9 protein-coding genes are annotated in these 12,368 nt (G+C 56.0%); 4 read left to right on the plus strand and 5 right to left on the minus strand.

Annotated elements, in window-relative coordinates:
• Positions 1–117 precede the first annotated feature (117 nt).
• On the plus strand, positions 118–2,001 hold the full coding sequence (locus CWM54_RS19700) for a sigma 54-interacting transcriptional regulator (protein ID WP_100680927.1): 1,884 nt from the start codon (positions 118–120) through the stop codon (positions 1,999–2,001).
• Between the two features lie 32 nt (positions 2,002–2,033).
• Here CWM54_RS19700 and CWM54_RS19705 read toward each other — a convergent pair whose 3' ends face one another.
• Positions 2,034–3,227 carry an NAD(P)/FAD-dependent oxidoreductase gene (locus CWM54_RS19705; protein WP_100698208.1) on the minus strand — a complete coding sequence of 398 codons (1,194 nt, stop codon included), beginning with the start codon at positions 3,225–3,227 and terminating at the stop codon, positions 2,034–2,036.
• 230 nt (positions 3,228–3,457) lie between these two features.
• On the opposite strand from CWM54_RS19705, the gene pitA reads away from it, so the two are divergent.
• The gene (gene pitA, locus CWM54_RS19710; protein ID WP_061153045.1) at positions 3,458–4,954 is read left to right on the plus strand and encodes an inorganic phosphate transporter PitA; all 1,497 of its coding nucleotides are present in this window, start codon (positions 3,458–3,460) and stop codon (positions 4,952–4,954) included.
• A gap of 60 nt (positions 4,955–5,014) precedes the next feature.
• Here the strand turns inward: pitA and uspB are convergent, their stop codons facing one another.
• Positions 5,015–5,350, minus strand: coding sequence for a universal stress protein UspB (gene uspB, locus CWM54_RS19715; RefSeq protein ID WP_061153044.1), 336 nt, complete (start codon positions 5,348–5,350; stop codon positions 5,015–5,017).
• Positions 5,351–5,732: 382 nt separating this feature from the next.
• Here uspB and uspA point away from each other — a divergent pair, with 382 nt between their 5' ends.
• Positions 5,733–6,170: a universal stress protein UspA gene (gene uspA / locus CWM54_RS19720; protein WP_004145166.1), complete on the plus strand. Its 438-nt coding sequence runs from the start codon at positions 5,733–5,735 to the stop codon at positions 6,168–6,170.
• Between the two features lie 255 nt (positions 6,171–6,425).
• Entirely contained in the window at positions 6,426–7,898 is a 1,473-nt protein-coding gene (dtpB, locus tag CWM54_RS19725; RefSeq protein ID WP_100698210.1) for a dipeptide/tripeptide permease DtpB, read from the plus strand.
• A gap of 145 nt (positions 7,899–8,043) precedes the next feature.
• Here the strand turns inward: dtpB and rsmJ are convergent, their stop codons facing one another.
• From rsmJ to CWM54_RS19740, 3 genes are all read right to left on the minus strand, one after another.
• Positions 8,044–8,796, minus strand: a complete 753-nt coding sequence (gene rsmJ / locus CWM54_RS19730) for a 16S rRNA (guanine(1516)-N(2))-methyltransferase RsmJ (RefSeq protein WP_061153042.1) — start codon at positions 8,794–8,796, stop codon at positions 8,044–8,046.
• Between the two features lie 7 nt (positions 8,797–8,803).
• On the minus strand, positions 8,804–10,846 hold the full coding sequence (gene prlC / locus CWM54_RS19735; protein ID WP_032733902.1) for an oligopeptidase A: 2,043 nt from the start codon (positions 10,844–10,846) through the stop codon (positions 8,804–8,806).
• A gap of 182 nt (positions 10,847–11,028) precedes the next feature.
• On the minus strand, positions 11,029–12,300 hold the full coding sequence (locus CWM54_RS19740; RefSeq protein WP_100698212.1) for an acid phosphatase: 1,272 nt from the start codon (positions 12,298–12,300) through the stop codon (positions 11,029–11,031).
• Positions 12,301–12,368: the final 68 nt, after the last annotated feature.

Consider the following 12,368-nt stretch of genomic DNA (forward strand, 5'->3'; position numbering starts at 1 on the left):
TTTCCAGGCGTATGGCTGGTATGATAAAACCCCTCTTCTATGACCTTCGTCATTATTTATCTGCGCCTTAAAATTATAATGATTTTAGCCAATCCTGAGCCGATAAGTGAATAATGTATGAAGAATAATGAAATTGTCATCTTCTCAGTTTCCAGCACCATTACCCAACGGATAATGAATGTTCTTATTGAGCGTAAACTGGAAATCCCCGTCTATGAATTTCGTTATTCTGACGTTCTCAATAAAGCTAATGAAATGATCCAGTCCGGCACCAGAATCATTATTAGCCGGGGCGGCACCGCGGCCCTGCTTCGCAATAACATCCCTATTCCGGTTATCGAAATTGCCCATGATTTTCATGGCGTATACCGCATCCTGCAGGAAGCCAAGAATAAATCACAGAAAATTGCTGCCATTGGTTTCCCTCAGTTTTGCCGGGCGCTGCGGCATTACCAAAGCATGACCAACGACGAGTTTAAAATCTGCCAGGTCTACAATCACCATGACATTGAAAATGTTATAAAAAATCTGTCAGAAAATGGTTATCATATGGTCATTGGTGGTTTGACTGTCGCCGAAATGGCCAAGAAATACAATCTCAACGTCATTGAAGGCGACGCCGACAACAATTCCATTGAACAAGCTATTAATGAAGCTCATGGCTTACTAAAGTATATTAATCGGGAAAATTTAAAGTTAGTCATGAGCCATGCGGCATTGAATCAATCACGCGAAGGCATTATGTGTGTTGATCAACTGGGTGAAATCATTAATATCAATGCTATCGGCATGACCTTATTTCAATGTCAGGTGGGTGACAAAATCTTTAAAAAAGAAGCTTTTAAAGATATCTATGCCAGCATGATTAATGAGTCCAACATCAAAGAGCAAACTATCGAAATTAATGGCACACTTGTTTGTATCTCAGTCCGTCATTTTTCCAATCGCCAAAACACCTATGCCATTATCACTGGCTTAAGCCAGGAAAGTACGCTCTGGCAGCAGACTAACAGTAAAAAAAGTAAATTACGCGGCTATGCCACCAGCTATTCTTTTGACAATATTATTGCTCAATCGCCGATCATGCATCAGGTGATACAAAAAGCCAGGCTGTGCGCTCAGCATGATCTTCCGGTCCATCTCTTAGGGGATACCGGCACGGGGAAAGAACTGTTTGCTCAGAGTATTCATCACGTCAGCGCCCGCAGCCATGGTCCTTTTATCGCCCTCAACTGCGCGGCTATTCCGGAGAGCCTGCTGGAAAGTGAACTTTTCGGTTATGCCGAAGGCGCATTTACCAACGCGCGGAAGGGAGGCAAACCAGGGGTCTTTGAAATGGCCACTAACGGAACGGTATTTATTGATGAAATCAGCGAAGCCCCGCTGTCGGTTCAGGTCAAACTGCTGCGCGTATTGCAGGAGAAGCAGTTTTCCCGTCTTGGTGGCGACGCCCTGCTTTCAGCCGATTTCCGCCTGATCACCGCCAGCAATAAAGATCTGGGTCAGCTCGTCGCCAGCGGGGAGTTCCGCCAGGATCTCTATTACCGAATCAATATCCTTGAACTGCAGCTCCCGCCATTACGCGAAAGACCCGAAGATATTATGGTGCTGATTCACCATCTTCTGCAGCAACAGAACAAGCACCTCACCTTTACCCCGGATGCCGTGAACTGCTTACAGAACTATGACTGGCCAGGCAATATCCGTGAGCTGCAGGCGGTCATTTATCGCCTCATCGTCTTGCTGGAGGGTGATACGGTGGATAAAGCGGTATTGCAGCAGATCAGTCACCTCTCACCGCCCTGTCACCAGGGCGTGTCTCTTGTTACTGACCTCGCGGTGGTCGCGGATGAGAGCGATCTGCTAAAAAAACAGGAGAAAAAGCTGATCGCGAGCGTGATTGAAAAAACGGATGGCGACAGAACCAAAGCCTCGGCCATCCTCGGCATCAGTCCTACCACCCTGTGGCGTAAACTGAAGCAACATAACATCAGCGGATAAACCGACGCCTGTCCGCCGGAATAAAACCGCCGTTACCCTTCCACCAGCGCCTGCGCGCAGGCCCAGGCGCTTGACCAAGCCCACTGGAAGTTATAGCCGCCGAGCCAGCCGGTGACGTCCATCACTTCGCCGATAAAGTAGAGACCCGACGCCTTACGCGCCTCCATGGTACGTGACGAGAGTTCGTTAGTGTCGACGCCGCCGAGCGTCACTTCCGCCGTCCGATAGCCTTCGGTGCCGTTCGGCTGCACGCGCCAGGCGGTTAACGTCTCCACCAGCGACTGCTGATCGCGAACGTTCAGTTGCTTCAGTGTCACATCAGGTATCTGCCCAAGCTGTTGTAAACATTCGACCAGCCGCTTCGGCAGCTGCATCGCCAGGGTATTTTTCAGGCTTTGGTTAGGATGCGCGCTGCGCTGCTCGTTCAGGAATTCGTCAAGATGACAGTCCGGCAGCAGATTGACGGTGACGAACTCGCCGGGCTGCCAGTAGCTGGAAATCTGCAGCACCGCCGGCCCGGAAAGGCCGCGATGGGTAAACAGCAGATTTTCGCGGAACAGGGTGCCATCCTCGGCGGTAATGGTAGAAGGCACTGAGACGCCGGAGAGCACCTGCAGCTGCTCGAGCAGCGGCTTATGCAGGGTAAACGGCACCAGCCCGGCGCGGGTCGGCAGCACCTTCAGGCCAAACTGCTCGGCCACCTTGTAGCCAAACGGCGAGGCGCCGAGCCCCGGCATCGACAGGCCGCCGGAGGCGATCACTAGTTTCTTCGCCGCCAGCGTTTCGCCGTTCACCTGTAGCCGGTAACCTTGTTCGTCCCGCTCCACGCTGAGGATTTCGCTGCGCAGGCGGATCTGCACGCCGCCCTTTTCGCATTCCGCAAGCAGTAGATTGACGATCTGCTCCGCCGAATCATCGCAAAACAGCTGGCCGAGGGTCTTCTCATGCCAGGCGATGCCATATTTGCCGACCAGCTCGATAAAATCCCACTGGGTATAGCGCGCCAGCGCAGATTTGCAAAAATGCGGGTTTTGGCTCAAATAGGCCGCCGGCTCAACATACATGTTGGTAAAGTTGCAGCGGCCGCCGCCGGACATCAGGATTTTGCGCCCCGGCTTTTTGCCATTATCGAGCAGCAGGACGCGGCAGCCCAACTGCCCTGCCTGCGCTGCACAAAACATTCCCGCCGCACCGGCGCCGATCACAATGGCATCAAACCTTTCCACTCAACTTTCCTCATTCCCCAATTGTCGGGAATTGTAAATATTTCACTCTGGTCGCACCAGCACGATAAAAACAGCATTCAGTTACGTCTTTGAAAGATATAGGATTACTCTCAACAGGGTAGAAACCAGACAGGAAGAAAATCAAAAAAAGTCTATATTTCACTTTGCCCGCGCCGCTAAAGTCACTGATAATGCGCCGCGTTCATGTCCTCAAAATGGCGTAACGTCCTATGCTACATTTATTTGCCGGTCTGGATTTACATACCGGACTATTATTATTGCTTGCTTTAGCTTTTGTACTGTTTTACGAAGCGATTAACGGTTTCCATGATACCGCAAACGCGGTGGCTACGGTTATCTACACTCGCGCAATGCGGTCGCAGCTCGCTGTGGCGATGGCGGCGCTCTTCAACTTTTTCGGCGTTCTGCTGGGCGGTCTCAGCGTAGCCTATGCCATTGTGCATATGCTGCCGACCGATCTGCTGCTTAACATGGGTTCCGCGCATGGCCTCGCCATGGTGTTCTCAATGCTGCTGGCGGCGATCATCTGGAACCTCGGCACCTGGTATTTCGGCCTCCCGGCCTCCAGTTCTCACACCCTGATTGGCGCCATCATCGGTATTGGTTTAACCAATGCGCTGATGACCGGTACTTCAGTGGTTGATGCGCTGAATATCCCGAAAGTGATTGGTATTTTTGCTTCGCTTATCATCTCGCCGATCGTCGGTCTGGTGATTGCGGGCGGCCTGATTTTCATTCTCCGTCGCTACTGGAGCGGTACCAAGAAACGCGCGCGTATTCACCTGACCCCCGCAGAGCGTGAAAAGAAAGACGGTAAGAAAAAACCGCCGTTCTGGACCCGTATCGCCCTGATCCTGTCCGCTATCGGCGTGTCGTTCTCCCATGGCGCCAACGATGGGCAGAAAGGCATTGGTCTGGTGATGCTGGTGCTGATTGGCGTCGCCCCGGCGGGCTTCGTGGTGAATATGAACGCCTCCGGTTACGAAATCACCCGTACCCGCGATGCGGTCAACAACGTGGAAACCTTCTTCCAGCAGCGCCCTGACCTGCTGAAGAAAGCCACCGGTGTTGACCAGTTGGTTCCGTCTCCGGATACCAATACCGCGGCCAACGGTGAGTTTCATTGCCATCCAGCAAATACCATCAACGCGCTTGACCGCGTGAAGACTATGCTGACCGGCGTTGAAACCTACGATTCACTGTCACCGGATCAGCGCGGTCAGCTGCGTCGCATTATGCTCTGCATCTCCGACACCACCGATAAAGTGGCGAAGCTGCCGGACGTCAGCAATGACGACCAGCGTCTGCTGAAGAAACTGAAAACCGATATGCTGAGCACCATCGAGTACGCGCCAATCTGGATTATTATGGCGGTCGCGCTGGCGTTAGGTATCGGCACCATGATCGGCTGGCGCCGCGTGGCGACCACCATCGGTGAGAAAATTGGTAAGAAGGGCATGACCTACGCACAAGGTATGTCGGCTCAGATGACCGCGGCGGTTTCTATCGGCCTGGCGAGCTACACCGGGATGCCGGTTTCCACCACCCACGTGCTCTCCTCCTCAGTGGCGGGGACAATGCTGGTGGATGGCGGTGGTCTGCAGAAAAAGACCGTAACCAGCATCCTGATGGCCTGGGTGTTGACCCTTCCGGCAGCCATTATCCTTTCAGGTGTCCTTTACTGGCTCTCCCTGAAACTGATTTAAACGGCATTCGATCAAAACGGGTCAGCTTGCTGGCCCGTTTTTTTTATCCCGAAGATGTCGTTAGTGCCAGATTATCAGCGCAATCATACTCACCAGCACCAGACCACACAGCGCGCTGGTCAGGATGAACTGCCGGCGAACACGTTCACAGCGACGAATAAATTCATCATCGTGATGGTCACGGTAACGCTGGGCATAGATATACCAGACCAGCCGCATTTGTTTACTGGGCTGCCCATGCGAGGTAAAAAAACCACCGCCATCAACATACTGATAGAGCAAGGGATCGCAACCACGTAGCACCACCAATAATGCACGCAACGATGAGAAGTAGCGTGCCATATTCACCACACAAACGACACACAGGGCCCAAAACAGCGCAATAGTGCTGATCATACCTCCTCCCCGGCGACCCGCCCACGGAGAAATCCTCCGCGGCTACCGCTCCCCAAATAACCCACGACGATACCGTAAAGAGTGCGATTCCGATCACATTTATTTTTCCGACCGGCTCATTAAATAGTGTAGGAGATCCATTAATTTTTTTACCACAAGGTTATTCGTTATCAATACGTAAGACGGATAAATTTGTTTAACTTTTAGGTGAACCCAGTGCATTGACGGAGTGCGGGGGGCGCTATAAGGTAGGAAATATCTTCTACAATGAAGTCCTTAAAGGCTACCCTCCCGCGAATGTAGCACGCAGGACGCGGGCGAAACGGCAGCGCCAGCTGCCAGGTCCAATGGTCATCGACAAACTTATGGAAGGAGTAACACTATGGCTTACAAACATATTCTTATTGCAGTAGACCTGTCCCCGGAGAGTAAAGTACTGGTTGAAAAAGCCGTTTCTATGGCCCGCCCGTATAACGCGAAAGTGTCCCTGATCCACGTGGATGTGAATTACTCCGACCTCTACACCGGGCTGATTGACGTTAACCTCGGCGACATGCAAAAACGCATCTCCGAAGAGACCCATCACGCGCTGACCGAGCTCTCGACCAACGCGGGCTACCCGATCACCGAGACCCTGAGCGGCAGCGGCGACCTGGGTCAGGTGCTGGTCGATGCGATCAAAAAATATGATATGGATCTGGTGGTCTGCGGCCACCATCAGGACTTCTGGAGCAAGCTGATGTCCTCCGCGCGTCAGCTGATCAACACCGTTCACGTTGATATGCTGATCGTACCGCTGCGCGACGAAGAAGACGAATAACCTTCGCTTTTTCCACACCCAAGACGCCCGCCGATGCGGGCGTTTTTTATTTCAGTCCTCCGCCGCCCACAACAGAGCTTCAATCCATAAACAAGCCATTCAATTAGTGTGATCAACCAGTTATTCGCCAAAACATCTATATAATAATCTATTCATTAAGCCAATAACCGCAGCATGGCGAGTTATCAGACATTTTCAGCGCGTTCTGGCATACGCGTTCATACTTTTTGGGAAAGTAAAACAAGGCGAAGGAATATGAATACAACTGCACCTACGGGCTTGCTGCAGCAACCTCGTCCGTTCTTCATGATCTTCTTTGTGGAGCTCTGGGAACGTTTTGGCTATTACGGCGTTCAGGGGATCCTGGCGGTCTTCTTTGTCAAACAGCTGGGCTTCTCTCAGGAACAGGCCTTTATCACCTTCGGCGCCTTCGCGGCGCTGGTTTACGGGCTGATCTCCATCGGCGGCTACGTGGGCGACCATCTGCTGGGGACCAAACGCACGCTGGTGCTCGGCGCGATTGTGCTGGCGATCGGCTACTTTATGACTGGGATGTCGCTGCTGAAACCGCAGCTGATCTTTATCGCCCTCGGCACCATCGCCGTCGGTAACGGCTTGTTTAAAGCCAACCCGGCGAGCCTGTTGTCAAAATGCTATCCACCGAAGGACGCCCGTCTCGACGGGGCATTCACCCTGTTTTATATGTCGATAAACATCGGTTCACTGCTGTCGCTCTCACTGGCGCCAGTGATCGCGGAAAAGTTTGGCTATGCCGTGACCTATAACCTGTGCGGCGCGGGACTGATTATCGCGCTGCTGGTCTACGTCGCCTGCCGCGGGATGGTGAAAGATATCGGCTCTGAGCCGGATCACCGTCCCCTCAGCCTGCGCAATCTGGCGCTGGTGCTGGCCGGTACCGTAGTGATGATTTTTCTCTGCGCCTGGCTGATGCATAACGTGATGGTCGCCAACCTGGTGCTGATTGTCCTGTCGATCGTGGTCATAGTGTTCTTTTTCCGCGAAGCGTTTCGCCTCGATAAAACCGGACGCAACAAAATGTTCGTCGCCTTTATCCTGATGATCGAGGCGGTACTGTTCTACATTCTGTATGCCCAGATGCCGACCTCGCTGAACTTCTTCGCCATCAACAACGTCCATCATGAGATCCTGGGCTTTACCATCAACCCGGTCAGCTTCCAGGCGCTCAATCCCTTCTGGGTGGTGGTTGCCAGTCCGGTGCTGGCGGCGATCTACACCCATCTCGGTCACAAAGGGAAAGACCTGACCATGCCGGTGAAGTTTACCCTCGGGATGTTGCTCTGCGCGCTGGGCTTCCTGACCGCCGCGGCCGCCGGGATGTGGTTCGCCGACGCCCAGGGATTAACCTCGCCGTGGTTTATTGTGCTGGTCTATCTGTTCCAGAGCCTGGGCGAACTGCTGATCAGCGCCCTGGGGCTGGCGATGGTTGCCGCGCTGGTGCCGCAGCATCTGATGGGCTTTATTCTGGGGATGTGGTTCCTGACCCAGGCCGCCGCGTTCCTGCTGGGCGGCTATGTGGCGACCTTTACCGCGGTGCCGGAAAACATCACCGACCCGCTGCAGACGCTGCCGGTCTATACCGATGTGTTCAGTAAAATTGGCCTCGTGACGCTGGGCGTCACGGTGGTGATGGCGTTGATGGTGCCGTGGCTGAACCGGATGATTAATACCCCGGCTGGCGCCGAGTAACCGCTTAGGATGGCCGGTCCGCACTGGCGCCGTTTGTTCAGATATTGCGGTTCCCGGCTTGCGCTACGCTGAGCCGGGCTACGATTCGGTAGCCCGGATAAGGCGCATTGCGCCGCTATCCGGGAGATACCACCACGGCGTAATATTACTCCGGCGTACCGGTGTAAATATCAAACCGATGCCCTTTGGTCACTACCGCGTTCGGCGTGACGACCTCCGCCAGCGGCGGCGCATAATCCGGGCGCTTTACCACCACCCGTTTGGTCGCCAGCTGGCGCGCCGGGGCCAGCAGGCCATCGGCGTCTAAATCGGGCCCCACCAGCGACTGAAAGACGCGCATCTCTTTCTTCACCAGCGCGCTTTTCTGCTTATGCGGGAACATCGGATCGAGGTACACCACCTGCGGACGCGGCATGATATCGGTCAGTGCATTGAGGCTGGAGGCGTGGATCAGCTGCAAGCGCTCCTGCAGCCAGCCGCCAATTTCCGCATCGGCATAGCCGCGCGTCAGGCCATCGTCGAGCAGTGCGGCGACCACCGGATTACGCTCAAGCATCCGCACGCGGCAACCGACCGACGCCAGCACGAAGGCATCGCGTCCCAGCCCGGCGGTGGCGTCGACGACATCCGGCAGGTAATCGCCTTTAATGCCCACCGCTTTGGCGACCGCTTCACCGCGGCCGCCGCCAAACTTGCGCCGGTGGGCCATCGCCCCGCCGACAAAGTCGACGAAGATGCCGCCAAGTTTGGGCTCATCGCGCTTACGCAGCTCCAGATGCTCCGTCGTCAGCACCAGCGCCATCAGGTTATCGTCATCCTGCTCCAGCCCCCAGCGGGCGGCTAAAACAGATAAGGCGCCGTCTCCGGCGCCTGTTTCATCAATTAAGCAGATCTTCACCGCAGACTTAACCCTTGATCCCGTAGTGCTCCAGCATCGCGTCCAGCTGCGGCTCACGCCCGCGGAAGCGTTTGAACAGCACCATCGGCTCTTCGGAACCGCCACGGCTCAGGATATTGTCGAGGAACGACTGACCGGTTTCGCGGTTGAAAATCCCCTCTTCTTCGAAGCGTGAGAAGGCGTCCGCCGCCAGCACGTCGGCCCACAGGTAGCTGTAGTAGCCCGCCGCGTAGCCGCCCGCGAAGATGTGGCTGAAGGCGTGCGGGAAGCGGCCCCAGGTCGGGCCCGGCACCACAGCGACCTGCTTTTTAATCTCGGCCAGGGTCTCAAGGATTTTCGCCCCCTGCTCCGGCTTGTATTCCGCGTGCAGGCGGAAATCGAACAGACCGAACTCCAGCTGGCGCAGAATAAACATCGCCGCCTGGTAGTTTTTCGCCGCCAGCATTTTCTCCAGCAGCTCCTGCGGCAGCGGTTCACCGGTTTCATAATGGCCGGAGATAAACGCCAGCGCTTCCGGCTCCCAGCACCAGTTTTCCATAAACTGGCTTGGCAGCTCGACTGCATCCCATGGCACCCCGCTGATGCCGGAGACCCCGGCGGTATCAATGCGGGTCAGCATGTGGTGCAGACCATGGCCAAACTCGTGGAACAGGGTGATCACTTCATCGTGGGTGAACAGCGCCGGTTTGCCGTTGACCGGGCGGTTGAAGTTACAGGTCAGGTAAGCGACCGGTTTCTGCAGGGAACCATCCAGTTTACGCATCTGGCCGACGCAATCGTCCATCCACGCCCCGCCGCGTTTATGTTCACGGGCATACAGGTCAAGATAGAAGCTGCCGCGCAGCTCGTTATTTTCGTCATACAGCTCGAAGAAACGCACTTCCGGATGCCACACATCGACATCGGTACGCTCTTTGGCAGTAATGCCATAAATACGCTTCACCACTTCAAACAGACCGTTAACGGCTTTGTTTTCCGGGAAATAGGGGCGCAGCTGCTCATCGCTGATGCTGTAAAGGTGCTGCTTCTGTTTTTCGCTGTAGTAGGCGATGTCCCACGGCTGCAGCTCATCGACGCCGAACTCAGCTTTGGCGAAGGCGCGCAGCTGGGCCAGCTCTTTTTCGCCCTGCGGACGGGCGCGTTTGGCCAGGTCGGTGAGGAAGTCGAGCACCTGCTGGGGATCCTCCGCCATTTTGGTGGCGAGGGATTTAAACGCATAGCTGTCAAAGCCCAGCAGCTGCGCCAGCTCGTGGCGCAGGGCGAGGATCTCCGCCATCACCGGGCTGTTATCCCATTTACCGGCGTTCGGGCCCTGATCGGAGGCACGCGTGGAGTAAGCACGGTACATCTCTTCGCGCAGCGCCTGGTTGTCGCAGTAGGTCATCACCGGCAGGTAGCTCGGGATATCCAGGGTCAGCAGATACCCTTCCTGCTCTTTCGCCTGGGCCTGAGCCTGAGCGGCGGCCAGCGCGCTTTCCGGCATACCGGCCAGATCGGCGACGTCGGTCACCAGCTTGTTCCAGCCCATGGTGGCGTCGAGGACGTTGTTACTGTACTGGTTGCCCAGCTCAGAGAGGCGCGCGGCGATTTCACCGTAGCGTTTCTGCGCCTCAGGCGGCAGGCCAATACCGGATAATTCAAAATCGCGCAGCGCGTTGTCGACCGCTTTTTTCTGCGCGGTATTCAGCGTGGCGTAGTTATCGCCATCGCGCAGGTCGCGGTAGGCTTTATACAGGCCTTCGTGCTGGCCGACCCAGGTGCTGTACTCGGAGAGCAGCGGCAGGGTCTGTTCGTAAGCTTCACGCAGTTCCGGGCTGTTTTTTACCGAATTCAGATGGCTGACTGGCGAGAAGATGCGTCCCAGCACATCGTCCACTTCCGCCAGCGGCTGGCAAAGATTTTCCCAGCTATACGGCGCGCCGTGCGCCACCGCGCTTTCCACCGCGGCCCGGCAATCATCCAGCGCTTTGGTGACCGCAGGGACCACGTGCTCCGGTTTAATCGCAGAAAAAGGCGGCAGGGAAAAAGGCGTCAGTAATGGATTGGTCATATGCGCTGTCCTGTTGAAAAGGGTGAATGAAGCGCGCGTCCGGCGCTTATGCATGAGATCTAGAATGGGGGATAGTTGGGGGAATTTCAATGACGGGCGGTGCGTCATCCTGGGTATTGCTGCGATAAGTCCGCCCGTTGCAGGAAAAGGCCGACACGCGGTGCAGCGTGCCGGAAACCGCATTAATGCCTTTTTTGCGCCATCTCCCAGGCCGCCGACAGATTCAGCCGCTGCCAGAACTGCTGTTCGGGGGTAGCGCCAGAAAGGGGGTAACCCGCCGGCAGCGCGGTGTTGACCATCAACGCCCGACGCTGGGCCGCTGACAGCTGCGGCAGGGCATCTTCCAGCAGTACTTCCGCCCCCTCAGGCACCTGCAGACGCGGCTGCGGCCCCTTCTGCTGCGGCAGATCGTAGGTCATGGTGAAACGAGAGAAATCACGCATCGCCGGATCGCGCCAGGGATCGTCTTTCACACTGCTCTTCGCGCACTCGGCAAGCGACGTGCCGCAGGCTTTCGCCAGCGCAGCGCGCAGCTGATCGCGGGCTTCGTTAAATAACACCCGGTAGTGCGGATCGTTAAGATAATGGGCCACGTTGCGCTCGGCCACCATCCGCGAGCCGATCACGTCCAGCGGATAGTGGACGCCCAGCACGATGCGCGAGTAGCCATAGCGGGCGCCGCGGGTTACCAGCGCGTCGTAGCGCTCCGGGATCATCGCCGCCAGCAGCAGCGCATCGGTATAGCCGGTGTTGGTGTGGCCGCTGGGGAACGAGCCGCCGTCAGCGGTGTAGGGCTGGTTATCCTTCACCACTACATCGTCAGGCACCAGGTGAATGGTGTTGCCCTGAACCAGAAACGGCCGCGGATTGTTGAAGTGCTTTTTCGCTTCGCCGGTGCTGACTTCCGAGGCTTTGATCAATGCTGCCGCTTTCCCCAGCGCACCCTGGTCATAGGCGGCCAGAAACGCTTTGCCAAGCCGTGGCCCCAGCGCATCGCTGAGGAAGTAGAGGTAGCTAATCCCTTCCGCATCGGCCAGTGCCTGACGGCGTGTCGTCTGCACGGCATCGCGATTGATGGCGGTCACCGTCGCCAGATTCTGCTTCACGACGGTCTCCGGCAGGGTGCTAAACGCCGACAACAGCGCAATACCCGCCTGCTGGTTGGCCCGGGTCTGGAAGTCATAGCCGCTGGCCTTCAGCCAGGCGGTATCGGCCTGGGTTTTATTTTGTTTCGTGTGCGCTAACCGATCGCGGGTCAGCGTGGCGGCATCCCCCTGCAGAGCGTGACGTAGCTGCGTCAGCGCCTGTTGCTCAAGATCGTCATACGCCTGGCTGGAGGCAGCCGGCGTCACGCTATTGGCGAGGGCCGCCGCCCTGTCCAGCGGGATGTCTTTGGCCAGAACCGGTTGCGCCAGCAGCAGCGCGACGGCCAGCAGTGAGAGTTGCCTTTTCATTATTTTTCCTTTTATTCAAATAATTACCTTGCCTGCACCCGACGCTAGCGCGGCCGTTTGACGTTTTT

Origin of the sequence: Klebsiella sp. D-Nf1 (assembly GCF_002810515.1) — a bacterium.
GTDB lineage: Bacteria > Pseudomonadota > Gammaproteobacteria > Enterobacterales > Enterobacteriaceae > Klebsiella > Klebsiella variicola.